Annotated in this window: 22 protein-coding genes; 4 read left to right on the plus strand and 18 right to left on the minus strand. The window is 72.6% G+C overall.

All coding sequences use genetic code 11. From position 1 onward, the window contains the following. Positions 1 to 97 precede the first annotated feature (97 nt). The 3 genes from Q9R28_RS14765 to Q9R28_RS14775 are packed head-to-tail and all read right to left on the minus strand — an operon-like array spanning position 98 to position 2,875. Positions 98 to 1,405 (minus strand): UDP-glucose/GDP-mannose dehydrogenase family protein, encoded by a 1,308-nt coding sequence (locus Q9R28_RS14765; protein WP_311206466.1) that lies wholly within the window; start codon positions 1,403 to 1,405, stop codon positions 98 to 100. Between the two features lie 53 nt (positions 1,406 to 1,458). Continuing rightward, complete coding sequence (locus Q9R28_RS14770) at positions 1,459 to 2,007, minus strand: PH domain-containing protein (RefSeq protein ID WP_251155541.1); 549 nt, start codon at positions 2,005 to 2,007, stop codon at positions 1,459 to 1,461. A gap of 4 nt (positions 2,008 to 2,011) precedes the next feature. Next, positions 2,012 to 2,875 carry a biotin--[acetyl-CoA-carboxylase] ligase gene (locus Q9R28_RS14775; protein WP_311206467.1) on the minus strand — a complete coding sequence of 288 codons (864 nt, stop codon included), beginning with the start codon at positions 2,873 to 2,875 and terminating at the stop codon, positions 2,012 to 2,014. 74 nt (positions 2,876 to 2,949) lie between these two features. Here Q9R28_RS14775 and Q9R28_RS14780 point away from each other — a divergent pair, with 74 nt between their 5' ends. After that, positions 2,950 to 4,545: an acyl-CoA carboxylase subunit beta gene (locus Q9R28_RS14780; protein WP_066655068.1), complete on the plus strand. Its 1,596-nt coding sequence runs from the start codon at positions 2,950 to 2,952 to the stop codon at positions 4,543 to 4,545. Beyond that, positions 4,545 to 4,820: an acyl-CoA carboxylase subunit epsilon gene (locus Q9R28_RS14785; protein ID WP_311206468.1), complete on the plus strand. Its 276-nt coding sequence runs from the start codon at positions 4,545 to 4,547 to the stop codon at positions 4,818 to 4,820. The genes Q9R28_RS14780 and Q9R28_RS14785 overlap by 1 nt, the downstream gene beginning before the upstream one ends. A 473-nt stretch (positions 4,821 to 5,293) precedes the next feature. Here the strand turns inward: Q9R28_RS14785 and Q9R28_RS14790 are convergent, their stop codons facing one another. From Q9R28_RS14790 to Q9R28_RS14805, 4 genes are all read right to left on the minus strand, one after another. Further along, positions 5,294 to 6,340 carry a hypothetical protein gene (locus Q9R28_RS14790; protein ID WP_251159532.1) on the minus strand — a complete coding sequence of 349 codons (1,047 nt, stop codon included), beginning with the start codon at positions 6,338 to 6,340 and terminating at the stop codon, positions 5,294 to 5,296. Next, complete coding sequence (locus tag Q9R28_RS14795; RefSeq protein WP_311206469.1) at positions 6,337 to 7,638, minus strand: ATP-binding protein; 1,302 nt, start codon at positions 7,636 to 7,638, stop codon at positions 6,337 to 6,339. Before Q9R28_RS14795 ends, Q9R28_RS14790 begins: the two co-directional genes overlap by 4 nt. A gap of 5 nt (positions 7,639 to 7,643) precedes the next feature. Beyond that, positions 7,644 to 8,360 carry a response regulator transcription factor gene (locus Q9R28_RS14800; protein ID WP_251155536.1) on the minus strand — a complete coding sequence of 239 codons (717 nt, stop codon included), beginning with the start codon at positions 8,358 to 8,360 and terminating at the stop codon, positions 7,644 to 7,646. A gap of 122 nt (positions 8,361 to 8,482) precedes the next feature. Further along, positions 8,483 to 9,742 (minus strand): TRAM domain-containing protein, encoded by a 1,260-nt coding sequence (locus tag Q9R28_RS14805; protein ID WP_311206470.1) that lies wholly within the window; start codon positions 9,740 to 9,742, stop codon positions 8,483 to 8,485. A gap of 14 nt (positions 9,743 to 9,756) precedes the next feature. Between Q9R28_RS14805 and Q9R28_RS14810 the strand changes: the two genes are divergently transcribed. Together Q9R28_RS14810 and Q9R28_RS14815 are read left to right on the plus strand one after the other, a co-directional pair. Continuing rightward, on the plus strand, positions 9,757 to 10,566 hold the full coding sequence (locus tag Q9R28_RS14810; protein WP_311206471.1) for a Maf family protein: 810 nt from the start codon (positions 9,757 to 9,759) through the stop codon (positions 10,564 to 10,566). A 79-nt stretch (positions 10,567 to 10,645) separates the two neighbouring features. Continuing rightward, entirely contained in the window at positions 10,646 to 12,424 is a 1,779-nt protein-coding gene (locus Q9R28_RS14815; protein ID WP_311206472.1) for a biotin carboxylase N-terminal domain-containing protein, read from the plus strand. A gap of 206 nt (positions 12,425 to 12,630) precedes the next feature. Here the strand turns inward: Q9R28_RS14815 and Q9R28_RS14820 are convergent, their stop codons facing one another. The 11 genes from Q9R28_RS14820 to Q9R28_RS14870 form a co-directional block, all read right to left on the minus strand. After that, positions 12,631 to 13,584 carry a hypothetical protein gene (locus Q9R28_RS14820; RefSeq protein WP_311206473.1) on the minus strand — a complete coding sequence of 318 codons (954 nt, stop codon included), beginning with the start codon at positions 13,582 to 13,584 and terminating at the stop codon, positions 12,631 to 12,633. A gap of 316 nt (positions 13,585 to 13,900) precedes the next feature. Further along, on the minus strand, positions 13,901 to 15,547 hold the full coding sequence (locus tag Q9R28_RS14825; RefSeq protein WP_311206499.1) for a phospho-sugar mutase: 1,647 nt from the start codon (positions 15,545 to 15,547) through the stop codon (positions 13,901 to 13,903). A 71-nt stretch (positions 15,548 to 15,618) separates the two neighbouring features. After that, on the minus strand, positions 15,619 to 16,446 hold the full coding sequence (locus Q9R28_RS14830) for a purine-nucleoside phosphorylase (RefSeq protein WP_066655080.1): 828 nt from the start codon (positions 16,444 to 16,446) through the stop codon (positions 15,619 to 15,621). 32 nt (positions 16,447 to 16,478) lie between these two features. Then, positions 16,479 to 16,757: a PTS sugar transporter subunit IIB gene (locus Q9R28_RS14835; protein WP_209685140.1), complete on the minus strand. Its 279-nt coding sequence runs from the start codon at positions 16,755 to 16,757 to the stop codon at positions 16,479 to 16,481. Continuing rightward, on the minus strand, positions 16,754 to 17,200 hold the full coding sequence (locus Q9R28_RS14840) for a PTS sugar transporter subunit IIA (RefSeq protein WP_066655083.1): 447 nt from the start codon (positions 17,198 to 17,200) through the stop codon (positions 16,754 to 16,756). Before Q9R28_RS14840 ends, Q9R28_RS14835 begins: the two co-directional genes overlap by 4 nt. 2 nt (positions 17,201 to 17,202) lie before the next feature. After that, positions 17,203 to 18,315, minus strand: coding sequence for an adenosine deaminase (locus Q9R28_RS14845; RefSeq protein WP_066655085.1), 1,113 nt, complete (start codon positions 18,313 to 18,315; stop codon positions 17,203 to 17,205). 131 nt (positions 18,316 to 18,446) lie between these two features. Then, complete coding sequence (locus tag Q9R28_RS14850; protein ID WP_209685137.1) at positions 18,447 to 19,736, minus strand: thymidine phosphorylase; 1,290 nt, start codon at positions 19,734 to 19,736, stop codon at positions 18,447 to 18,449. A gap of 1 nt (position 19,737) precedes the next feature. Beyond that, positions 19,738 to 20,157, minus strand: a complete 420-nt coding sequence (locus tag Q9R28_RS14855; protein ID WP_066658412.1) for a cytidine deaminase — start codon at positions 20,155 to 20,157, stop codon at positions 19,738 to 19,740. A 127-nt stretch (positions 20,158 to 20,284) separates the two neighbouring features. Then, positions 20,285 to 21,571: an ABC transporter permease gene (locus tag Q9R28_RS14860; protein ID WP_311206474.1), complete on the minus strand. Its 1,287-nt coding sequence runs from the start codon at positions 21,569 to 21,571 to the stop codon at positions 20,285 to 20,287. Beyond that, positions 21,568 to 22,914, minus strand: a complete 1,347-nt coding sequence (locus Q9R28_RS14865) for an ABC transporter permease (protein WP_251159538.1) — start codon at positions 22,912 to 22,914, stop codon at positions 21,568 to 21,570. The genes Q9R28_RS14860 and Q9R28_RS14865 overlap by 4 nt, the downstream gene beginning before the upstream one ends. Beyond that, entirely contained in the window at positions 22,911 to 24,431 is a 1,521-nt protein-coding gene (locus tag Q9R28_RS14870; protein ID WP_066655091.1) for an ABC transporter ATP-binding protein, read from the minus strand. Before Q9R28_RS14870 ends, Q9R28_RS14865 begins: the two co-directional genes overlap by 4 nt. Positions 24,432 to 24,504 lie beyond the last annotated feature (73 nt).

The raw sequence follows: 24,504 nt of genomic DNA on the forward strand, positions 1-24,504 counted from the left end.
CGACAGCCGCTCCCGGTGAGGGGAACGGCGCCCGGAGACGACGGACGGCCGTTCCCGGTGAGGGGAACGGCCGTCCGTCGTCAGCGTGGTCGGAGCGCTAGCGCCCCATGCCCCGGTAGGTGAAGCCCGCGGCGGTCCAGGCCTCGCGGTCGAGGCAGTTGCGCCCGTCGACCACGACCGGCGACGCGACGAGCGAGGCGACCTCGGCCGCGTCGAGCGCACGGAACACCGACCACTCGGTCAGCACGAGCACGATGTCCGCGCCGGTGACCGCCTCGGTCGGCGATCCGACGTACTCGAGCTCCGGGTGCAGCTGACGTGCGGTCTCGATCGCCTCCGGGTCGTACGCCGCCACCGACGCACCGAGCCCGAGCAGGCGTGCCGCGATGTCGAGCGCCGGGGAGTCGCGGACGTCGTCCGAGTTCGGCTTGAAGGCCAGGCCCAGCACGGCGACGCGCTTCCCGGTGACCGTCCCACCGAGCAGCTCCGTGGCGAGGTCGACCACGTGCGCGCGTCGACGGAGGTTGGTGGCGTCCACGTCGGCCAGGAAGGCGAGGGACTCCCCCACGCCCAGCTCGTCGGCGCGGGCCTGGAACGCGCGGATGTCCTTCGGCAGGCAGCCGCCACCGAAGCCGAGACCGGCGTTGAGGAACTTCCGACCGATCCGGTCGTCGTGCCCGATCGCGTCGGCGAGCGCCGTGACGTCGGCGCCGGCGACCTCGGCGATCTCGGCCATCGAGTTGATGAACGAGATCTTCGTCGCGAGGAACGCGTTCGCGCTGATCTTCACGAGCTCCGCCGTGGGCAGGTTCACCACGAGGCGGGGCGTCCCCGCGGCGAGCGCCTGCGCGTAGACCTCGTCGAGCGCCGCGACGGCACGCTCGCCGGCCTCGCCCTCGGGGACGCCGTAGACGAACCGGTCGGGCGAGATGGTGTCCTGCACGGCGAAGCCCTCGCGGAGGAACTCCGGGTTCCACACCAGGGTCGCACCGGGGACCGCTGCCTCGACCTCGGCGGCCAGGCGCGCGGCGGTGCCGACCGGGACGGTCGACTTGCCCACGACGAACGCACCGGCCGACAGGTGCGGCGTGAGCGAGGCGACCGCAGCGTCGACGTACCGCATGTCCGCGGCACCGGTCGGTCCCTGCGGGGTGCCGACCGCGAGGAAGTGCACGGTGGACCCGGCGACCTCGGCCATGTCGGTGGTGAAGCGGATGCGACCGGACGCCAGGGCCTCGGTCAGGATCTCGGGCAGCCCGGGCTCGAAGAAGGGGGGCTCACCGGCGGCGAGCCGTTCGATCTTCGCGGGGTCGACGTCGACCGCGACGACCTCGTGTCCGAGCTTGGCCATTGAGGCGGCGTGCACGGCACCGAGGTACCCGCAGCCGATGACGGAGATACGCACGGCACGACGCTACCGGGTAACGAGGAAGACTCCCAACCCGGACGATCGGCACCTCACCGACCGGGGTCGCCCCAGGCGGGTCGCGAGGGTCCCCCGACGATCTCGTCCCAGTCCGGCTCGCGGTGCCGTCGGCGGGCCTCGTGCGCCTCGACCAGGTCGTGCAGCACGGCCACCACGAGGTCGGCGTGCGGGACGTCGGCGAGCACCACGGGCGTGTCCTCGCCGGGGAAGACGAGCACGTCACCGGACCGCCACACCCCCTGCAGGCCGCGGCGCCGCACCGTGACGTCGTACCCGCGGGAGTGCAGGAGCTCGCGACGGGTCCGGGTGCCGAGACCACGGACCACCACGAGCCGCCGGGTCGTCACCACGTACCGCTCGGACATCCACCGCAGCAGCGGGACGAGGCCGCCGAGCACGACGAGCAGGACCGTCAGTCCGGCGACGACCGCGTTCAGCCACGCGAGCTGTGCGCGGAACACGCCGAAGCCGAAGCCCCCTGCCAGTGCGACGACCACGACGAAGACGGCCGGACGCACGAGTCGGCGCGCGTGCGGCCGCAGCCGCGCGACCACGCGTTCGGGCGGCGGCTCGGCGGTCATGCCGTCATGCATAGCGCAGGTGGGTGAGGTCCCCCACCGCGACGCCCCTGGTTCGGCCGTCCCGATCCCGGATCGTGATGCGACCGTCGTCGTCGATGCCGGTGGCGTCGACCTCGTCGACGGTGCCGTCGGGCAGTTCCAGACGGACCCGGCGGCCGATCGTGCCGCACGCTGCGCGGACGTGTGACCGGACGGCTCCGGCGGCCGCACCCCCGTCCACCAGCGCACGCACCGCCTCCAGGACGGCCGTCGTCCAGGTGGACAGCACCGCGTCCGCCAGGCCGTCGGCGTCACCGGTCGCACCGGCGACCGCCAACGACGTCGCGGTGGGCGTCGGCAGGGCGTCCTCCGGGATCGTCAGGTTCACGCCGGCGCCGACGACGACGCTGCCGTCGGCGGCGACCTGGCAGAGGATGCCGCACACCTTGCGTCCGTCGACGAGCACGTCGTTCGGCCACTTCACCAGGACACGCGGCTCCGGAACGGGCGTCGCGTCGTCGGCGTCGGCGGCCGAACGGGAGGCCCTGGTCGCCGCGTCGACGTCGCCCAGCACGGCGGACACCGCGTCGCGCATCGCGGCGCCGGCGACCAGGGGCAGCCACCCGCGGTCGCGGTCGGCCAGGTCGGCGCGGACGAGCAGGCTCACCGCGAGCGTCTGCCCGGTCGGCGCGCTCCACGACCGGTCGAGCCGCCCGCGCCCCGCCGTCTGGTCGAGCGTGACCACGGCGCTGCCGTGCGCCCGACCGGGAGCGACGTCCAACAGGTCGGCGTTCGTGGAGCCGGTGCGCCCGACGGCGTCGAACACCCCACCGGCGGCCTCGACGACGGCACGGGCACGCGGCAGGACCGGCGGGACGGGTGTGGACATGCACGCAAATCTACGGGCAGGAACCGTGGGGGTCCTCCAACCGGCCCCGCCGTGGCCGCCGGTAGGGTGAGCGGGTGACCACAGGAGACACCCCCGACCTCTCGACCACGGCCGGTCGCCTCGCGGACCTGCGCGACCGCTACCACGAGGCCGTGACCGCCGCGGGCGAGGCCGCCATCGCGAAGCAGCACGCGAAGGGCAAGGGCACCGCCCGCGAGCGCATCGAGCAGCTCCTCGACGAGAACTCGTTCGTCGAGTTCGACGAGTTCGTGCGCCACCGCACGACGTCGTTCGGCATGGACGCCAAGCGCCCCTACGGCGACGCCGTCGTGACCGGCGTCGGCACGATCCACGGCCGCAACGTCGCGGTCTACGCGCAGGACTTCACCGTCTTCGGTGGCTCCCTCGGCGAGGTCGCCGGCGAGAAGATCGTCAAGGTGATGCAGCACGCACTGAAGACGGGTGTGCCGATCATCGGCATCCTCGACTCCGGCGGCGCCCGGATCCAGGAGGGCGTCGTCGCCCTGGGCAAGTACGGCGAGATCTTCCGCCTGAACACCCAGGCCTCCGGGGTCATCCCGCAGATCTCCATCGTGATGGGGCCGGCAGCCGGTGGTGCGGTGTACTCCCCCGCGCTCACCGACTTCGTCATCATGGTGGACAAGACGAGCCACATGTTCGTCACCGGTCCGGACGTCATCAAGACCGTCACCGGCGAGGACGTCGGCTTCGAGGAGCTCGGCGGCGCACAGACGCACAACGCCGTCTCGGGCGTCGCGCACTACCTGGCCGAGGACGAGACCGACGCGCTCGACTACGCGCGCTCCCTCGTCGGCTTCCTGCCGGACAACAACCTGTCCGACCCGCCGGCCTACGACGTCGCCCCGGAACTCGAGACGACCGACGCCGACCACGAGCTCGACGTCGTCATCCCCGACTCGACGAACCAGCCGTACGACGTCACGACGATCGTCGAGCACATCGTCGACGACGGTGAGTTCCTCGAGGTCCAGCCGCTCTTCGCCCCGAACATCATGGTCGGCTTCGGCCGCGTCGAGGGCCGCACCGTCGGCATCATCGCGAACCAGCCGCAGGCGATGGCCGGGACGCTGAACATCGACGCCGGCGAGAAGGCGGCCCGCTTCGTGCGGTTCTGCGACGCGTTCGGCATCCCGATCCTGACCCTCGTCGACGTCCCCGGCTACCTGCCCGGCACCGACCAGGAGTGGACCGGCGTGATCCGCCGCGGCGCGAAGCTGCTGTACGCGTACGCCGAGGCGACCGTCCCGCTCGTCACCGTCATCACGCGGAAGGCGTACGGCGGCGCGTACATCGTGATGGGCTCGAAGCAGCTCGGTGCGGACATCAACCTGGCGTGGCCGACGGCCGAGATCGCGGTGATGGGCGGCCAGGGTGCGGTCAACATCCTGTACCGGGCCGAGATCAAGCGCGCGGAGGAGGCGGGCGAGGACGTCGCCGCGGTGCGCACCAGGCTCGCGAACGAGTACACCTACAACGTGGCGTCGCCGTACCTGGCGGCCGAGCGCGGCGAGCTCGACGGCATCATCCAGCCGCACGCGACCCGGGTCTCGGTGATCAAGGCGCTGCGGGCACTGCGCGGGAAGCGCGCGTCGCTGCCGCCGAAGAAGCACGGGAACATCCCGCTCTGATGGGACGACACGCAGCACACCTCCCGGCGGATTCCCCGGTGCCGGGCGGCGCCGACACCACGGTCGGTGCCGACGTCCGGGTCGTCGCGGGCGACCCCTCGCCGGAGGAGCTGGCGGCCGTCGTCGCCGTGCTCCAGCGGCAGGCCGACGAGGTCGCCGCCACCGGTCGCGCCGAGGTCACCGAGTCACCACGGACCGGGTGGGACGCGTCCGCCCGTGGCCTCCGCCGGCCGCTCGAGCACGGCTCCGGCGCCTGGGGCCGCTCGTTGCGCTGACCGACGGTCCGAGAGCGGCACGCCGCACGTTCCTCAACGGACCCCCGCCGTTCCCCGGCGGGGGTCTTGCGCATCCGGGGGTACCCGCGGCACGATGTACCCCTGTCGCACCGCGCGACCCGGTCGTCGACCTCGGATTGCGGGGTGCACTTCCCGGTCGGTCTCCCCTCGGTCGGGGGACACCTCGACCGCGGAACCACCGGGAGGGCGTGGTTTGTCCCCCATAATGACGACTGACACGGCTTCGGGCAGCGGGCATAGTTGTCTGTGTTCGGTGTCCTTCCCAGAAGAACATCGTTGGTCGGTGGCCGACTAGGGTACGACGCCTCCGACCAGCTGCGAGCCAGGGCGACATTCGGGTTGTCGCTCAGGCTCGGGTCGTGAACGGGCCGGCCCCTCGGGACCGGCCCGTTCCCCCGTTCCCGGGTGGCCTTGCGCGCGCGCCTCGCTGGACGGCGGCCGCCGGTGCCGCCTCAGACCGTCGCGCGGCGCGGGATCTCGGTCCAGAGCACCACCGAGTCGTCCTCGTCGCCGTCGTCGTCCGATCCGACGCCGAGCGCCGCGGACTCGCTCGCCGCGGTGTCCAGTCGCAGCCCGACGATGGTGACCGCCGCCTCCGACCCCTCGGCCACCGTCCGGACGATCACGTTGTCCGCCTCGCGGGCTCGGCGCAGCGCACCGGCGATCTCGGCGTGCACCCGGCGGAGCTCGTCGATCTCCAGGTCGTCGAGGCCACCGTCGTCGTGCAGCTGTACCGTGGCCCCCCGTCGCCGCAGGCGCATGACCTCGTCACGGACGTCGTCGGACAGCAGCGACCGTCCGCGGATCTCGTCGCGGATCGCCTGCTCGAGGTGCAGGCACTCGGCCCGTTCGACGTCGGTCAGGTCCCCGCCCCGATCGATCACCTGCTGCAGCATCGGCAGCGCCATCCGGGTGGTCTGGCTCAGGCGGAACTGCCGCTCGAACACGTGGGCGTCCTGCGCGGCCTGCCAGTCCGCGGTCTCCTGCTCGGCACGGATGAAGTCGCGCGTGGTGCGGGTCGCCCGGTCCATCGCGACGGCGAAGCCGGTGGCGACGGCGACCCACGTCAGGTTGCCGACCAGTCCGAGCGCCCCGAAGGCACCCGGTCCTGCCCAGACCACACCGAAGACCGTGACGAAGCCGACGCCGACCCACGCGAAGGCGCGTCGGCCCCGCACGACGAGCACGACCATGAGCGTGCCGACCGCGGCGACCCACCAGGTGATCGAGTCGTCCTTCACCGTCAGGTCGACGACCGGGGCGGCGATGACCGGCATGACCAGCGCGGTGGCGAGCGAGAAGCACGCCGCCCAGACCGGGAGGGTCCGACCGGGCAGGAAGATCGCGACGGCACTCGCGGCGGCGTAGAGCGCCATGCACGTGAGCACCGGACCGACGTCACGGACGAACGGGAACGACGCCACGCCCAGTACGAGGTGGAAGACGGAGAACAGCGCGGCGAGCCCGATGGCGATCCTCGCCGGCAGGGACACCCTCATGCGGACACCTCCGGGTGCCAGTCGAGGCGGACCCGCGTACCCGCCCCGGGGTTGCTCGCGACCACCGCCGTGCCGCCCACGGCCTGCACCCGCTCGATGATCGAGCGGCGGACGCCGAGCCGCGCGGCAGGGACGGCAGCGAGGTCGAACCCGGCGCCGTCGTCACCGACCTCGACGTGCACGGCGCCACCACGCTGCTCGACACGGACCCACCGCTCGACCCCTGCCCCGCCGGCGTGCTGCACGCTGTTGACGCACGCCTGCAACGCCGCGGATGCGAGCGCGTCCGCGATCGTCGCCGGGATGCGCAGCCCGCCGACCGGGGCGTCCCGCAGCCGGACGGGAGCGGCGAGCGCTCCGACGGCGTCGGTGATGCGGACGCGGAGGTCGTGCACCGTCACGGGCGGGGCCTCCCCCGGCAGGTCGGCTGCAGCGGCGCCGAGGTGGTCGATGGCGTTGCGCGCCATGCGGGCGGCGAGGGCCTTCGCCTCGGGTGTGTCCGCGCGTGCCGCCGAGAGCAGCGTGGTCAGGACGCTGTCGTGGACGATCGCGTCGACCTGCACCCGCTCGACCTCGGTCGCGTGCTCGCGGATCGCGAGCGAGTAGCGCCGCACCGCGGTGGCCTGTGCGGCGTCCACCGCAGCGGCGGCCCGACGGAGGAGCACGGCGATGACGAGGACCGCTCCGCTGAGGATCGCCGAGTACACGCCCTGGAGCACCGCGCTGGCCCCGGCGTCGCCACCGAGCGGCGTGAGGCGCACGACGACGTAGACGGCGGGCACGAGCGCGGTGTAGACGGTCGCGCGCCACGGTGCGAAGCCCATCGCCGCCGCCGTCGACCCCACGGTGAGGAACCACCACGGCCAGGGGTACTGACTGTCCGGGATCGGCTCGCGGACGGTGAGCGGCCACGTGACGAGCACGACGAGGAACAGCAGCGCGCACACGATCTGGGCGACCTGCGCGAACCGCTGCGCGAACGCGGACACCCCGACCGCCACGAACGACGCGCCGAGGACCGCCGCGGCGACCGGGCCCCACACGGGATCGAGCCACGGCAGCTGCCGCACGACGGCGGGCGCGTAGACCGCGCCGTACCCGACCGCGGCGACCGCGATGAGGATCGCGAAGAGTCGTTCGACCGATGCCTGCGTCAGCGCGGGTCGCACACCGCGCAGGGGGTCGACGCCGAACGGTGCCGCCTCGGTCGGCGCGACGTCGTCCGTCGCGGAGCCCGACCCGTCGGGCGCCCCGGCCGGGACACCTGCCGACCGTGCCGGTCCGGCCGTGGTGGCCATCGGGGTCAGCGGCCGTCGGCGTCGGGGTCGATGCCCGAGTCGAGCCCGGGCAGGATGCCGTCCTCGACCGCGCGGCGCAGCAGGTCGACCTTCGTCGGCGCCGGACGCCCCACCTCGACGTACTTCACACGGATGCGGTCGAGGTACTCGCGCGCCGTCGAGTACCCGATGCCGAGCTGCTGCGCCGCGAGCTTGAGCGGCAGCCCGGAGGCGTAGAGGTGCAGGATCTCGCGCTCGCGGCGTCCGAGCTGCGCCTTGGCGAAGTCGCGGTCGGCGTCGATGGCGCTCGCCCACTCGAGGTTGTTGAGCACGTCGCCGCGGGCGACGGTCGCCACGGCCGCCATCACGGTCTTGGTCGCGGACGACTTGGGGATGACGCCGGCCGCCCCTGCGGCCAGTGCCTCGCGCACGCTCGCGACGCGGTCGGCGATCGAGTGGACGAGCACCGCGGAGCCGGTGCCCTGCACACCCTTGACGTTCGCGGTCACGGTCGAGCCGTCGCCGAGCGACAGGTCGAGCACGACGACGTCGACCTCACGCCCGCCGAGCTGGGCCACGTACTCGGGCACGCTCGCGGCGGTGAGCACCACCTCGAACCCCTCGTTCTGGCACGCCGCCTGGATGCCGAGCCGCACGGACTCGTGGTCGTCGACGATCGCGACGCGGACGGGCCTGGTGGCCAGTCCGGTCGTCCCGCTGCTGGTGTTCGTGTCTGCTGCCACGGTGACCTCTCGTTCCGATGCGCGCCCGGCCCCTGTCGCCGGGAGCGATCACCGACCAAGGATACCCAGGTCGGACCCAGGCTCCGAGTTGTGGGACACCGCGTCACACTGCGGACCCGGGGTCAGGCGATCGGGACCAGCCGCGCGACCGCCTCGAGGTGGTGGGTGTGCGGGAACAGGTCGAACGCACGCAGCGCCTCGAGCCGGTACCCGAGGTCGGCGAAGGTCGCGACGTCGCGCGCCAGGGCGACCGGGTCGCAGGCGACGTAGACGACCTGCGCGGGCTGGAGCGCGGCGACCTGCACGACGACCTCGCGGCCCGCGCCGGACCGCGGCGGGTCGAGCACGACGGTGCCGGCGCGGAAGCGCTGCAGCTCCGGTCGGGACGCGTCGGCGGCCGTCCGGGCGAGCCAGCGGTCCACGCGGCCGGTCTCGGCACGCGCGCCGATCCACTCCGCCAGGTTCTCCTGCGCGTGCTCGGTGGCCCGGGCCGCGCTCTCGACGCTCGTGATGCGGGCCTTCGGGCCGACGACGTCGCCGAGTGCCGCCGCGAGCAGTCCGACGCCGCCGTAGAGGTCGAGGTGCTGCCCCTCGGGGTCGAGCCGGTCACGGTCGACCAGGTCCTGCACGGCCGCGGTGAGCACGGCCGGCGCCTGGCGGTGGACCTGCCAGAAGCCGTTGTCGTCGACGGTGAACGAACGCTCCCCCACGACCTCGGTCATGACGGTGGGCTTCTGCTCGTCGATGACGAGCCGGGCCCCCTCGGCGCCGCTCGGCGCGAGGACGTCGACGACCGACGCGCCCGGCATCGCACCGCGCCCGAGCGGCGCACTCTCCTGCACACGCGCGGAGGCGAGCGGGAGCGAGGCCACCGGCACCACCGTGTGGGAGCGCGAGGCGAACGGGCCCGCCGTGCCGTCCTCGCCGACGTGCAGCCGGACGCGCGTGCGCCAGCCGAGGCCGTTCGACTCCTCGTCGCCGGGGGCGGCCTCGACGGCGACGTCGTGTCCGAGCACCTCGGTGAGGTCCGTTCGGGCGAACCGCGCGAAGGCGTCGACCAGGACGTCGTGCTTGAGGGTGCGCTGGTGCGGCAGGGCGATGTGCCCGAACTCCGCACCGCCGGCGCGCACGGCGGGGTCGCGGTCGAGGGCGGCCTCGGGCCAGACGTGGTCGACCCGGTGCTCGCTCGGCGACAGGACGGACACGGTGTCGGCACGCCAGAACGACTTCTTGCGGTCCTCGGTCACGCGCGCGACGACGCGCTCGCCCGGCACCGCGTCCGAGACGAAGACCACACGCCCCTCGTGCCGTGCCACCGAGATGCCGCCGTGGGCGATCCCGGTGACGTCGAGTTCGAGCAGCGTTCCGACGGATTCACCCATGGTTCGATGTTCCCATGCGTCTGTACCTCGCGAGTACCTCCCCCGCCCGCCGTGCGCTCCTGGCGCAGACCGGCATCGAGCCGGTGCTCGTCGCGCCGGGCGTGGACGAGGACGCCGCCGTCGTCGCCGCGCGGGCCGCGCTCGGCCGAGAGCTCACCGGTCCGGAGCTCGTCGGGCTCCTCGCGGTCGCCAAGGCGGACGCCGTCGCGGACGCCCGCGTCGCCGGGTCCGCCGTGGACGGCTTCGTGTTCGGCGGCGACTCCGCCTTCGAGGTGGACGGCGTCCTGCACGGCAAGCCCCACCACCCGGAGGTCGCGAAGGAGCGGTGGCGGCAGATGCTCGCCGCGGGCGGCGGCACCCTGTGGAGTGGCCACTGCGTCGTGGACCGGCGCCTCGACCGCGGTCTCGACACGGCCCCGGACGCGACCGGGGACCGGCCTGGAGGCGCGGGACGGACCGGCACCGTGCCTCCCGTCCGACAGGTGGACGCGGCAGACGGCGGGCCGCTGGGCATCGCGGGTCACCTCGGTGACGTCGCGCCGGGCGGTTCCACGCTGGTCACCGCCGGCGACCACGTCGTCGCCGTGGACAGCGCCGTGCTGACCTTCGCCGAGGACGTGTCGATCGAGGAGATCGACGCGTACGTCGCGACGGGCGAGCCCCTCGAGGTCGCGGGCGCCTTCACGATCGACGGACGGGCCGCGGCGTACATCACGCGCATCGACGGAGCACCGTCGGCCGTGGTCGGGCTGTCGCTGCCGGTCCTGCGGTCGATGCTGCTCCGTGGCTTCGGCGTCGCCTGGCACGATCTGTGGGCGCTGTAGACATCCACACTGCTGGACGCTGTTTCTTTGTACGTGCCGGTCAAAACCGGCCGCCGCTGCACGAATACGCTGACGTACCATGCCCCGTATCAGCAAGGTCCTCATCGCGAACCGCGGCGAGATCGCCGTCCGCATCATCCGCGCGGCCCGCGACGCTGGCAAGGCCTCGGTCGCGGTGTACGCCGACCAGGACCGCGACGCCCTCCACGCCCGCCTCGCCGACGAGGCCTACGCGCTGAACGGCACCACGAGCGCGGACACCTACCTCGTGATCGACAAGATCATCTCGGTGGCCCGCCGGTCCGGGGCCGACGCCGTGCACCCCGGGTACGGGTTCCTCGCCGAGAACGCCGACTTCGCCCGTGCCGTCATCGACGCCGGGCTCACCTGGATCGGACCCTCGCCGGAGTCGATCGAGCAGCTCGGGGACAAGGTCTCCGCGCGCCACGTGGCCGAGAAGGTCGGCGCGCCGCTCGCGCCGGGCACCATCGAGCCCGTCGCAGACGCTGCCGAGGTCATCGCGTTCGCGGACGAGGTCGGTCTGCCGGTCGCCATCAAGGCGGCCTTCGGCGGCGGCGGCCGTGGCCTGAAGGTCGCACGCACGCGCGACGAGGTCGCCTCGCAGTTCGAATCGGCGACGCGCGAGGCCATCGCCGCGTTCGGACGCGGTGAGTGCTTCGTCGAGAAGTACCTCGACAAGCCGCGCCACGTCGAGACCCAGTGCCTGGCCGACGAGCACGGCAACGTCGTCATCGTCTCCACGCGCGACTGCTCGCTGCAGCGTCGGCACCAGAAGCTCGTCGAGGAGGCCCCGGCGCCGTACCTGACGCCCGAGCAGCAGACGCGCCTGTACGAGTCGTCGAAGGCGATCCTGCGCGAGGTGGGCTACGTCGGCGCCGGCACGTGCGAGTTCCTCATCGGCGCGGACGGCACGGTCTCGTTCCTCGAGGTGAACACCCGCCTGCAGGTCGAGCACTGCGTCTCCGAGGAGGTCACGGGCATCGACCTCGTCCGCGAGCAGTTCCGCATCGCCGAGGGCGGCACGCTCGACTACGAGGACCCCGCCCCGCGCGGTCACTCGTTCGAGTTCCGCATCAACGGCGAGGACCCGGGTCGGAACTTCTTCCCGGCACCCGGTCCCGTGCACGCGTTCACCGCGCCGTCGGGCCCCGGCGTCCGCGTCGACTCCGGTGTGGTCTCCGGCGACGTCGTCTCCGGCTCGTTCGACTCCATGCTCGCGAAGCTCATCGTCACCGGCGCCACCCGCGAAGAGGCGCTCGAGCGGTCGCGCCGCGCCCTGGCCGAGTTCGAGGTCACCGGACTGCCGACCGTGCTGCCCTTCCACCGTGCGGTCGTGTCGGACCCGGCGTTCGCGACGGACGACGAGACGCCGTTCAGCGTGTACACGCAGTGGATCGAGACGGACTTCCAGAACGACATCCCGGCCTGGAGCGGTTCCCCCGAGGAGCTCCCCGCACCGGCCGCCCGCGAGAGCGTCGTCGTCGAGGTCCAGGGCAAGCGCATCGAGGTCACCATGCCCTCGATCGTCGGCGGTGGCGCTGCCGGCGCCGCCGGTCGGCGTCCGGCCGGTCCCTCCGCTCCCCCGAAGCGCCGGTCGTCCGGCGTGAAGGGCGGGCTCGTGTCCTCGGGCTCGGTGACGTCCCCGATGCAGGCAACCGTCGTGAAGCTCGCGGTCGCCGAGGGTGACACCGTCGTGAAGGGCGACCTGCTCGTCGTCCTCGAGGCCATGAAGATGGAGCAGCCCGTCCAGGCCCCGCGCGACGGGGTCGTGACCGGCCTGAACGCCCCCGTCGGTCAGACGATCTCGTCCGGCCACGTGCTGCTCGAGCTCGCGTAGCGCGCGGCGCCCCGCGGGGCGGGCCTCGCCGAGCCGCGCGCCGCGCCCCGCGGGGCGGGCCTCGCCGAGCCGCGCGCCGCGCCGAGCCGCGCGCCGGCCCCGCGCCGCACAACCGGGAGCACCTCGTGCCACGCGGTTCCGTGGCGCGAGGTGCTTCCGGTTGTGTCCGGGCACGTCGCGCCGGCTGCCGTCCGCAGGAGGATCGCTCACCGGACGGTCGTGAAGCGGCCGCGCGCCGTCGGCACCCCGACGGCGCGCAGCACTGAGCGCAGCCGCTCCGTGTCGTCGGTCTCGACGACGCTGATCCGGCCGAGCGCCCGGATGTCCGGGTGGCGACGAAGCCGGTCCTCGCGCCGCTTCTCCGCGACGAGCACGTCCTCGGCCGTCATGCCCGCGGCACGCATGGACGAGTCGGCGTACTTCACTCGACCGTCGAACTCGAGGACGACGCCCTGGTCGGCGAACCAGAAGTCGACGACGCCGATCGGCCCCGAGCCGTCACGGAACTCCTGCTGCAGCATCGGCCTCGGCGCCCCGACCTCGTCGAGCGCCACGCGGGCGACGGACTCCCCCGGCGACCCGGAGCGCGCGTCTGCGAGATCCAGAGCCCGCTCCGCCCTCGCTCGGAACTGTACGGCGGTGCTCTCGTCCAGTGTCGCGCGGAGTTCATCGAGGCTGGATCCGCGGGCGAGCGCACGGTCCACCGCAGGCACGCTCGTCCGCAGCGGGTACGCCACGGCGAGGTCGACCACCGTGCTCGCCAGGTCGGTCAGGGCTCGCCCGTTCGCCACCATGTACGACGTTCGGAGTGTGCGCCCGGCGCCGGCACGCTTGTGCACGGAGCGCAGCGACTGACCGGTGGATCGCAGCGGATCGATCACCTCGACCGGGACCGGGAACTCGCCGGGCCAGGGCAGCCCGTGCAACGCCGCGGCTGAGGCGTGCGAGACGACCAGTCGCGGGGCGAGCCGATCGTGCAACGCCTTGATCCGAGCGATGTGCCGCTCCCCCGGGGTCGCCCGTCGCCAGTCGTCCGCGACGACGAACCGGCCCGGGGCCAGTCGTACGAGCTCTCCCCGCAGCGCGCGATCGCGGTGGTCCCGCCCGCGCCGCCCGGTCTCGTCCGCGCCGCCACCGACCAGGATCTCCAACGTCGCCATGTCCTGAGCGTGGCGCGCGCGCAGACCGGTCACGCGCCTCCCGGCCGTGCCTGTGAGCAGCGAGCGCTCGTCCCCGCTCTGTGCAGGAGGACCGGCCGCCCAACGAGGTCCGCGCTCGTCCTCGGTCCCGAGGTACCCGGATGCCCATCGGTGGTGTCAGCTGCTCGTGCACAACGGAAAGCACCTCGCGCCACGTGATTGCGTGGCGTGAGGTGCTTCCGGTTGTGCAGGTACCGGCGGCATCCGCACAGCGGCACGGGCGGCACCCGCACCGCAGGCGCGGCCGGCAACGGCGCGGCGGACCAGCGCCGCGCCGCTACGACACGCGGGGCCGCACGTCGGCGGCGAGGGCGTCGACGAGCGCCTGCGCCTCGGCCGGCGAAGCCGCCACCGTGTCGATGTAGACCTTCACCTTGGGCTCGGTGCCGCTCGGGCGGACGATGACCCGCGCGCCGCCCTCGAGGTCGTAGCGCAGGATGTCGGACGGCGGGAAGCCCTCCACGCCGTCCGAGTAGTCCGTCACCCCGGTGACCGTACGGCCGCCGAGCGACGAGGGCGCCGACGACCGCAGCGACGTCATGATCTCCCCGATCCGCGACAGGTCGTCCACGCGGGTCGACACCTGTCCGGAGGCGAACGCCCCGAACTCGGCCGCGAAGGCGTCGAGCTGGTCGGCGACGGTCCGGCCCTCGGCTGCGAGCGAGACGGCGAGGTCGAGCAGCGCCAGGGCCGCCGAGATGCCGTCCTTGTCGCGGACGACGCCGGGGTCGACGAGGTAGCCGAGCGCCTCCTCGTACCCGAACACCAGGTCGGGCACGCGGGAGACCCACTTGAACCCGGTCAGGGTGTCCCGGTACCCGAGCCCGTACCGCTCCGCGACGCGGGCGAGCGCGGGCGAGGAGACGATCGACGCCGCGAGCACACCCGACCCGTCCGACGAGCCCGCGGCCTGCGCACGAGCGGCGGCCCGCCAGCCGAGCAACCAACCGACCTCGTTGCCGGACAGGCGACGGAACGAGCCGGCACCGTCGGGGATCGCCAGGGCGAGGCGATCGGCGTCGGGGTCGTTCGCGATGACCAGGTCAGCCCCGACCGCGACACCGCGCGCGACCGACAGGTCCATCGCACCCGGCTCCTCCGGGTTCGGGAAGGACACCGTCGGGAACGCGCCGTCCGGCTCGATCTGCTCCGGCACGACGGCGGGCTCGGCGAACCCCGCCGCGGCGAACACGGCTCGCGCGGTCTCCCACCCGACGCCGTGCATCGCCGTGTAGACGGCCTTCGGCTGCGCGTCGACCGGGAGGGCCGGGGCCGGCACCGTCGCGGCGGTCGCGTCGACGTAGGCCCGGGCGAGTTCCGGACCGGCGACCGTGTAGTCGGTGGCGCGCACGAGGTCGCGGACGTCCCCCGCGGCGACCGCGTCGATCGCCGCAGCGATCTCGCCGTCGACCGGCGGGACGATCTGCGAGCCGTCGTCCTCGCCCCCGAGGTACACCTTGTAGCCGTTGTCCCGCGGCGGGTTGTGGCTCGCGGTCACCATGACGCCCGCGCCGACACCGAGGTGGCGCACCGCGAACGCGAGCACCGGCGTCGGGAGCGCGGACGGCAGGAGGGTGACCTCGAGCCCGAGGCCGCGCATGACCTCGGCGGAGTCGCGAGCGAAGACGTCGGAGTTGACCCGGCCGTCGTAGCCGATCACGACGCTGCGGTCACGACCGGTGTCGATCAGGAAGCGCGCGAGCCCCGCCGCGGCCTGCGTGACGACGACGCGGTTCATGCGCTGCGGCCCGGCGCCGAGCTCGGCGCGGAGGCCGGCGGTGCCGAACTGCAGGCGACCGGAGAACCGCGCGGCGAGCTCCTCGGCGTCGCCGCGGTCGATCAGCTGCTGGAGTTCCGCACGGGTCTCGTCGTCCGGGTCCTGCTCCACCCACGCGCGGGCGCGGGACAGGACGTCCTCGTCCACGGCGGCGAGGGCACCGCCGTCACCGAGGTCGCCGTCCGCGATGGCGCCGTCCGAGGCACCCTCGTGCCGGGTCACAGCGCCGCCACCACGCGGGCGAGGAGGTCCGCGATGACCGGCTCGGCCTCGCGCCCGGCCTCGAGCACCTCGGCGTGCGAGAGCGGGGTCTTCTGGATGCCCGCGGCGAGGTTCGTGATGAGCGAGAAGCCGAGGACCTCCATGCCCGCCTGACGGGCGGCGATCGCCTCGAGCGCGGTCGACATGCCGACGATGTGCCCGCCGATGGTCTTCGCCATCTGCACCTCGGCCGGGGTCTCGTAGTGCGGGCCGCGGAACTGCGTGTAGACGCCCTCGTCGAGGGTGGGGTCGATCGACTTCGCGACCTCGCGCAGCCGTGCCGAGTACAGGTCGGTCAGGTCGACGAACGTGGCGCCCTCGAGCGGGCTGTCCGCCGTCAGGTTGATGTGGTCGCTGATGAGGACCGGAGTGCCGGGCGTCCAGTGCTCCTTGATGCCACCGGCGCCGTTGGTCAGCACCATGACCGACGCCCCGGTCGCCGCGGCGGTGCGGACGCTGTGCACCACGCGACGGACGCCGTGGTTCTCGTAGTAGTGGGTCCGTGCACCGATGACGAGTGCGTGCCGGCCGTCCTGCAGGCGGATCGACCGGACCGTGCCGGAGTGTCCGGGCACCGCAGAGGCGCTGAAGCCGGGGACCTCGGCCGCGGGGATCTCGGACACCGTCTCGCCGATGATGTCGGCGGCCTTGCCCCAGCCGGAGCCCAGGGTCAGGGCGATGTCGTGCCGCTCGATGCCGGACCGGTCGGCGATGACGGCGGCGGCGTCGCGGGCGACCTCGAACGGGTCGGCGGCGGGGTCGTTCAGCGGGTTCTCCGTGCTCATGCCCCAACTCTAGAGGCAGCGTCGGGAGCTGCTCAGTGCTCCCCGAGCGCCCGGTCGACCGCGGCCGTGATCTCGCCCTGGTCGAAGTGGTTCCGGATCACGATGACCTCGGCGTAGGTCTCCCCGATCGCCTCGACGAACTCCTGGCTGGTCAGGATCACGTTGGCGTCCTCGGCCACGGCGCGCACCGAGGCGACGTCCGCCGCGACGACCGACGCCGACAGCCCGAGCGTGCCGAGGGCCTTCTCCGCGTTCACCTTGAGGATCCCGCTGGACCCGATCCCCGCACCGCAGATCGTCACGATCTTCACGCCGACACCCCCATGATCGTCCGGACCTCGTCCGCCGAGCCCGCCGCCGCGAGCCGCGCGGTCACCGTGGCGTCGTTGAACGTGTTCGCGATGTCGCCGATCGACTCGAGGTGCGTCCCGACCTCGGCGACCGCGAGCCCGAGGACGACCGACACCGGGTCGTTGTGCGGGTGCCCGAACGACACCGGTTCGCGCAGGGTCACGACGGCCAACCCGTCCCGCAGCACCGCCGGCCCCGGCCGGGCGTGCGCGAACGCGAGTCCGGGCGAGATGACGATGTACGGGCCGTGCTCCTCGACCAGGTCGATCATCGCGTCGGTGTACGGCGGCGTCGCCGACCCCGAGGTGACGAGCGCGGCACCGGCGAGCCGGAGCGCGTCGCGCCACGAGGACGCGCTCGCTCCGAGCACGACGGCGTCGTCCGGCAGCGGCGGCAGGGACATCGCTAGGCCTCCTGGTGTCCGGCCGTGATGGTCGCGATGATCTCCTCGCGGTCCTCGAGCGGCAGGAACGAACCGAGCGCGGCGTTGATCTGGAACGCGGCGAGGTCGTCGAGGTCGTAGCCGAAGGTGCCGGCGAGCAGGGCGAGCTCGCGTGACAGCGACGTGCCGCTCATCAGGCGGTTGTCGGTGTTCACCGTCACGCGGAAGCCGAGCTGGTACAGCACGTCGAACGGGTGGTCGGCGAGGTCGTCGCCCCACGCGGCGATCGCACCGGTCTGCAGGTTCGACTGCGGGGCGACCTCGAGGGGGATCTCGCGGTCGCGGACCCACGACGCGATCTCGCCCAGCGACGCCAGCGTGGAGCCGTCACCGGCGTCCGACAGGGTGATGTCCTCGAAGATCCGGACGCCGTGGCCGAGGCGGAGCGCCCGACCGTCCACCAGCGCGGAGCGGATCGACGCCAGCCCGTCGGCCTCGCCGGCGTGGACCGTGACCGGGAACAGCTCGGATGCCAGGTACTCGAACGCCGCACGGTGGTTCGCGGGCGGGAAGCCTGCCTCGGCTCCCGCGATGTCGAAGCCGACCACGCCGCGGTCCCGGTGCCGGACGGCGAGCTCGGCGATCTCGAGCGACCGGTCCGCATGACGCATCGCGGTGACCAGCTGGCCGATCCGGATCGCGCCACCCGCGGCGTCGACCGCCTCCTCGATGCCGGCCTGCACCGCCTCGACCGTCTCGTCGAGCGTCAGCCCACCCCGCAGGTGCTGCTCCGGTGCCCACCTGATCTCGCCGTAGACCACCCCGTCGGCCACGAGGTCCTCGACGAACTCCTTCGCCACACGGTGCAGCTGCGGCGCGGTCTGCATCACCGACGTCGTGACGTCGAAGGTCTTCAGGTACTCGACGAGCGAGCCGCTGTTCGACTGCTCGGCGAACCACGCGCCGAGTGCCTCGGGGTCGGTCGTCGGCAGCTCGATGCCCGCCTCGTCCGCCAGGTCGACGATGGTCGCCGGGCGCAGACCCCCGTCGAGGTGGTCGTGCAGCGAGACCTTGGGCAGGTCGTCGATGACCGCTCCGGCGTCGGGCAGGCGGTAGGTCGGGGCGTCGGCGCTCATGCTCCCAGGCTAGCGGTGGTCGCCGACGCCGCGTCGGCACCTGTGCACAACAGACGGACGGACCGACTGGAGGCTCCCCACAGACGAGTGGGGAGCCTCCGGTCGGTGGGGCCGGGTGGCGGCCGTGGCGCTCAGCCGGTGATGCGCTCCCGCACGATGGGGCCGCGCTCGGGCGCGGACGACCCGATCGCCCACGCACCCTCGAGCGACTCCAGCGCGCGGTCGAAGCGCGCCGGCTCGTCGGTGTGGAGCGTCCAGAGCGGCTGGCCCGCGGTGACGGTGTCGCCGGGCTTGACGTGCAGCTCGATGCCGGCTCCCGCCTGCACCGGGTCCTGCGCGCGGGCCCGGCCGGCGCCGAGACGCCACGCGGCGATGCCGAACGGCAGGGCGTCCTGCTGGACGAGCACACCCGACTCCGTCGCCGTGACCACGTGCTGCTCGCGGGCGACCGGCAGGTCCGCAGCGGGGTCGCCGCCCTGTGCCTCGATCATCCGGCGCCACGTGTCCATCGCGCGACCGTCCGCCAGCGCTGCCGCGGGATCGGCGTCCGGCAGCCCGGCGAGCCGCAGCATCTCCGACGCGAGCTCGACCGTCAGCGAGACCACGTCGGACGGGCCGCCGCCGGCCAGGACCTCGACCGACTCCCGGACCTCGAGCGCGTTCCCGATCGTCAGTCCGAGCGGGACCTCCATGTCGGTGAGCAGCGCCGAGGTCGCCACGCCCGCGTCGTTGCCGAGGTCGACCATCGTCTGCGCGAGCTCCTTCGACGCCTCGTACGTCGGCATGAACGCACCGGAGCCGAACTTGACGTCGAGCACGAGCGCACCCGTGCCCTCGGCGATCTTCTTCGACATGATGCTCGACGCGATGAGCGGGATGCACTCGACGGTGCCGGTGATGTCACGGAGCGCGTAGAGCTTCTTGTCCGCCGGTGCCAGTCCCGAACCGGCCGCGCAGATGACCGCGCCGACGTCGCGGAGCACCTCCATCATGCGGTCGTTCGAGATCGACGCCTGCCATCCGGCGATCGACTCGAGCTTGTCGAGCGTGCCGCCGGTGTGGCCGAGCCCGCGGCCGGAGAGCTGGGGCACCGCCACCCCGAACGACGCGACGAGCGGCGCGAGCGGCAGCGTGATCTTGTCCCCGACGCCTCCGGTGGAGTGCTTGTCCACCGTGGTCTTGCCGAGGGCGTCGAACGACATCCGCTCCCCCGACGCGATCATCGCGAGCGTCAGGTCCTTGATCTCCCGCCGTTCCATGCCGTTGAGGAAGATCGCCATCGCCAGGGCCGCCATCTGCGGGTCCTCGACGTACCCGCGCGTGTACGCGTCGACGAGCCAGTCGATCTCGGCGGTGGCCAGGGCCTCGCCGGAGCGCTTGGTGCGGATGAGGTCGACGGTGTCGAAGGGCTCGACTGCCATGTCAGTGCTCCTGCTGGTAGGTCGCGAGGGTGCGGGGCCCGAACGCGTCGGGGAGCACCTGGTCGATCGTGCGGATGCCCGAGACCGTCTCGAGGAGCATGCCCTCGGTCGAGTGCTCGAACAGCAGCTGCCGGCACCGGCCGCACGGCATGAGCGTCGCACCGTCGCCGTCCACGCAGGTGAACGCGACGAGCTTGCCGCCGCCGGTCATGTGCAGCTGCGAGACGAGCGAGCACTCGGCGCACAGGGTGACCCCGTACGACGCGTTCTCGATGTTGCAGCCGGACACGATCCGTCCGTCGTCGGTGAGCGCAGCAGCGCCGACCGGGAACGACGAGTACGGCGCGTAGGCCCGCCGCATCGCGGCGGTCGCAGCGTCCCGCAGGGCGCTCCAGTCGACATCGACGCTCGCGTCGATCACGGTGTCCGGGTCGGACGGGAGGCTCGTGGCCGGGTCCGTCCAGGACGGCTCGCCGGTCGCGGGGCCGGTGGTGACCTCCTGGTCACCGGAAGGGTTCGTGTCGGTCATGTGCCGCGCCTCCAGGCCGTCAGCTCTTGGTGTACGGCTTGCCGGCGGCCGCCGGTCCGCGCGACTGCCCGACCAGGCCGGCGACCGCGAAGATCGTGACCACGTAGGGCAGCATGAGCAGGAACTCGCTCGGCACCGGGGAGTCGATCGCGCCGAGGATGTTCTGCAGGTTCGACGCGAAGCCGAACAGCAGCGCCGCGAGCGTCGCCCGGATCGGGTCCCAGCGACCGAAGATGACGGCGGCCAGGGCGATGTAGCCCGCGCCCGCGGTCATGTCCTTCGTGAACGGGCCGACCGCGTCGAGCGTGAAGTACGCGCCGCCGAGACCGGCGATCGCGCCGGCGAGCGAGACGTTCCAGAAGCGCGTCCGCGCGACGTTGATGCCCACCGTGTCCGCGGCCTGCGGGTGCTCGCCGACCGCGCGGAGGCGCAGGCCCCAGCGGGTCTTGAACAGCGCGAAGGTGACGACCGCGACCGCGACGTAGGCGAGGTAGACGACGACCGTCTGCTCGAAGAACACCGGGCCGATGACCGGGATCTGGTGCAGGACCGGGATCTCGAGCTTCGGGAAGCGCACGCCGATGTTGAGCGTCTGCTCGTTCGGCGAGAGCACCTGCGAGTAGAGGAAGCCCGTCAGGCCCGAGATGAACGCGTTGATGACGACACCGACGATGACCTGGTCGACCAGGTACTTGATGCTGAACGCCGCCAGGAGGAACGAGACGAGCACGCCGGCGGCGAGCGCACCGACGAGGCCGACCCACGCGGACCCGGTCAACGAGGCGATCATCGCCGAGGTGAACGCGCCGGCGAGGAACTGGCCCTCGATGGCGATGTTCACGACGCCGACACGCTCCGAGATGACGCCGCCGAGGGCACCGAACACGAGCGGGACGCTGAGTCCCAGGGCGCCCAGGAGCAGGCCCGGCACGGGGATGGTGTCCCCGGCGGCCGACCAGGCGAGGAAGCCGACGACGAAGACGACCGCGAAGACCGCGGTCAGCCAGAGCGGGATCCGGCGGTTCGCGCGGACCTCGACGACGGCGTACACGGTGGCGAGCGCCAGCAGGACGATGACGACGATGCCGGTACCGGTCGCGGGGAGCGGCACGTTCGGCAGCGCGAAGAAGTCGCCGCCGTTGGCGAGCCGGAACGTGGTGTCGCCGGCACGGTGGAGCACGCCGAAGAACAGCAGCGCGAGCAGGGTGAAGACGCCGAAGCCGATCGGGGCCTTCCAGCTCCGGGTCGTCTCGATCGGGCGGTCGGACAGCGCCGGTGCGGGCGCCGCGGTGGTGGTGGTGCTCATGCGGCGACCGCCTTCCGGGAGTTCTTCGCGGCACGACCGCGACGACGCGCACCCGGCTGCGGGATGCGGAAGATCGCGCGGACGAGCGGCGGTGCGGCGATGAACAGGACGATGAGCGCCTGGATCACGCCGACGATGTCGATCGGGATGTCGTTCGCGGCCTGCATGGCGTAGCCGCCGTTCTTCAGGACGCCGAACAGGATCGCGGCCCAGAACACGCCCCACGGCTTCGAACGGCCGAGGAGGGCGACCGTGATCGCGTCGAAGCCGATGCCGGCGTCGATGCCCGAGGTGAAGCCCGAGGTCACGGCGCCCTGCACCTGGTAGGCGCCGGCGATGCCGACGAGCGCACCGGAGATGACCATCACCCAGATGGTGAGCGCGGGGACGCTCATGCCGGCGACGCGGGCGGCGCGCGGGTTCTCACCGATCGTCCGGAAGCGGAAGCCGAGCGACGACTTGTTGACGAGCCACCACACCACGACCACGGCGATCAGCGCGACGACGAAGCCGAGGTCGATGCCGTACCGGGGACCGAACAGCGCCGGGAAGACCGCGCTCTCCTTCGTGGCGGGCGAGATCGGGTTCGAGCTGCCCGGCGCCTGCAGCAGCCCCGGCGTGCGGAGCAGGTAGCTGACGAGGTAGAGCGCGACGTAGTTGAGCATGATCGTCAGGACGACCTCGTTGGCACCGGTGCGGGCCTTGAGGACCCCGACCAGGCCGCCCCAGACCGCACCGCCGACGATGCCGGCGACGACGGTGAGCGGGATGTGGATCGCGGCGGGGCCGTCGAACGAGAAGCCGACCCAGCCGGCGGCTGCGGCACCGATGAGGATCTGACCCTGGCCGCCGATGTTGAAGAGGCCGGCCCGGAAGGACAGCGCGATGCCGAGGCCCGCGGCGATCAGCGGCACGGCGTAGTCGACCGAGCGCGTGATCGGCGCGATGGCCTGCGCGAAGGAGCTCGCGCCGAAGTTCACGACCGAGCCCTGGAAGAGCGACCGGTACGCGCCACCGACCGCGGTGCCGACGGCCTGGAAGGTGTCGGCGGGGCGGGCGAAGAAGTACCCGGCCGCCGCGCGGACGTTCTCGTCGGTGACGGCGATCAGGATGCCGCAGGCGACGAGGGCGAGGACGACGGCGAGGACGGTCACGAGCACGGAGCCGTTGACGATGCTCTGCAGCGCCGTGCTCCAGCGGTCACCGCCGGCAGCCCGACGCTCGGTGTCGTCCGCCGAGTCCGTCATGAGGTGCGGGGTGCCCTCGACGTCCTGCATGCGGTCGTCGGTGGGTGCCTCGGCCGGGGTCGCCGGCTGCGTGTTGTCTGGCGTGGGGGTGCTCACGCTGCCAGCTCCGTTCCTTCTGGGATCTCCCCGGCCATCATGAGGCCGAGGACGTCGCGCGGGGTGTCCGCGGGGACGATGCCGACGATGCCGCCGCGGTACATGACCGCGATCCGGTCGGCGAGCGCCACGACCTCGTCGAGCTCCGTGGAGACGACGATGACCGGGACGCCGGTGTCGCGGGTGGCGACGATGCGCTTGTGCACGAACTCGATCGAGCCGACGTCGATGCCGCGCGTGGGCTGCGCGGCGACGAACAGCCGCAGCTCGCGGCTCAGCTCGCGGGCGAGGACGATCTTCTGCTGGTTGCCGCCCGACAGCCGACCGGCCGCCGTGGTGCGGGACGGCGTGCGGATGTCGAACTCGGCGATCTTCTCGTCGGCGAACGCGTCGCGCTCGGCGGCGCGGATCGTGCCGGCGCGCACGAACTCGTCGTGGTCGGCGCGGTCGAGCATGAGGTTCTCGGCGATCGTGAACTCCCCGACCAGGCCGTCCTCCTTGCGGTCCTCGGGCACGAAGCCCACCCCCGCGTCGAGGACCTGCTTCACCGTGCGACCGGTGAGCTCCTTGCCGTCGAGCGTGATGCGACCCGCGTGCACGGGCTCGAGGCCGATGATCGCCTCGGTCAGCTCGGTCTGCCCGTTGCCCTGCACACCGGCGATGGCGAGGACCTCGCCGCGGCGGACGGTGAACGAGACGTCGTCGACGAGCACGACGCCCGACGGGTCGGTGACGGTCACGCCCTCGACCACGAGGGCGTCCTCGCCGCCGGACGCGGGCGTCTTGTCGACGACGAGCGAGACGGCCCGGCCGACCATGAGCGCAGCGAGCTCGTTGTTCGTCGCGGTCGGCGAGGCCTCGCCGACGACCTTGCCGAGGCGGATCACCGTGATCCGGTCGGCGACCTCGCGCACCTCGCGCAGCTTGTGCGTGATGAAGACGATCGCGGTGCCGGCCTCGCGGAGCTGGCGCATGATGCCCATCAGCTCGTCGGTCTCCTGCGGCGTCAGGACCGCCGTCGGCTCGTCGAAGACGAGGACCTTCGCGTCGCGGGACAGCGCCTTGATGATCTCGACGCGCTGCTGCACGCCGACGGGCAGGTCCTCGATGCGGGCGTCGGGGTCGACGTCGAACCCGAAACGGTCGCTGATCTCGCGCACGCGCTTGCGGGCGCCGGCGAGGTCGAGACGACCGCCGAAGGTCGTCTGCTCCTGACCGAGCATGACGTTCTCGGCGACGGTGAACACCGGCACGAGCATGAAGTGCTGGTGCACCATGCCGATGCCGGAGCGCATGGCGTCACCGGGGCCGTCGAAGTCCTGGACGACGTCGTCCAGCAGGATCTCGCCCTCGTCCGCCTGGTACAGGCCGTAGAGCACGTTCATCAGGGTGGACTTGCCCGCACCGTTCTCGCCCAGGAGGCAGTGCACCTCACCGGGTTCGACCGTGAGGGAGATGTGGTCGTTCGCGACCAGGGGGCCGAACCGCTTGGTGATTCCGCGGAGCTCGAGCTTCATGTTGTCTACTGCGTTCCTGTTGGTCAGCGCGTCACCCGTCGGTGGACGCGCGGAAACGCGGGCGGAGGATCGA

The organism is Curtobacterium sp. BRD11, assembly GCF_031844345.1.
Classification (GTDB): domain Bacteria; phylum Actinomycetota; class Actinomycetes; order Actinomycetales; family Microbacteriaceae; genus Curtobacterium.

What these genes read in the sequence shown, in the direction of transcription:
- Q9R28_RS14820 (WP_311206473.1), bottom strand. Translation starts at nt 13,584, where the DNA reads ATGGCGACGTTGGAGATCCTGGTCGGTGGCGGCGCGGACGAGACCGGG.
- Q9R28_RS14830 (WP_066655080.1), bottom strand. Translation starts at nt 16,446, where the DNA reads ATGAGCACGGAGAACCCGCTGAACGACCCCGCCGCCGACCCGTTCGAG.
- Q9R28_RS14775 (WP_311206467.1), bottom strand. Translation starts at nt 2,875, where the DNA reads ATGTCCACACCCGTCCCGCCGGTCCTGCCGCGTGCCCGTGCCGTCGTC.
- Q9R28_RS14770 (WP_251155541.1), bottom strand. Translation starts at nt 2,007, where the DNA reads ATGACCGCCGAGCCGCCGCCCGAACGCGTGGTCGCGCGGCTGCGGCCG.
- Q9R28_RS14805 (WP_311206470.1), bottom strand. Translation starts at nt 9,742, where the DNA reads ATGGGTGAATCCGTCGGAACGCTGCTCGAACTCGACGTCACCGGGATC.
- Q9R28_RS14790 (WP_251159532.1), bottom strand. Translation starts at nt 6,340, where the DNA reads ATGAGGGTGTCCCTGCCGGCGAGGATCGCCATCGGGCTCGCCGCGCTG.
- Q9R28_RS14840 (WP_066655083.1), bottom strand. Translation starts at nt 17,200, where the DNA reads ATGTCCCTGCCGCCGCTGCCGGACGACGCCGTCGTGCTCGGAGCGAGC.
- Q9R28_RS14795 (WP_311206469.1), bottom strand. Translation starts at nt 7,638, where the DNA reads ATGGCCACCACGGCCGGACCGGCACGGTCGGCAGGTGTCCCGGCCGGG.
- Q9R28_RS14870 (WP_066655091.1), bottom strand. Translation starts at nt 24,431, where the DNA reads ATGAAGCTCGAGCTCCGCGGAATCACCAAGCGGTTCGGCCCCCTGGTC.
- Q9R28_RS14850 (WP_209685137.1), bottom strand. Translation starts at nt 19,736, where the DNA reads ATGGCAGTCGAGCCCTTCGACACCGTCGACCTCATCCGCACCAAGCGC.
- Q9R28_RS14815 (WP_311206472.1), top strand. Translation starts at nt 10,646, where the DNA reads ATGCCCCGTATCAGCAAGGTCCTCATCGCGAACCGCGGCGAGATCGCC.
- Q9R28_RS14860 (WP_311206474.1), bottom strand. Translation starts at nt 21,571, where the DNA reads ATGAGCACCACCACCACCGCGGCGCCCGCACCGGCGCTGTCCGACCGC.
- Q9R28_RS14810 (WP_311206471.1), top strand. Translation starts at nt 9,757, where the DNA reads ATGCGTCTGTACCTCGCGAGTACCTCCCCCGCCCGCCGTGCGCTCCTG.
- Q9R28_RS14785 (WP_311206468.1), top strand. Translation starts at nt 4,545, where the DNA reads ATGGGACGACACGCAGCACACCTCCCGGCGGATTCCCCGGTGCCGGGC.
- Q9R28_RS14845 (WP_066655085.1), bottom strand. Translation starts at nt 18,315, where the DNA reads ATGAGCGCCGACGCCCCGACCTACCGCCTGCCCGACGCCGGAGCGGTC.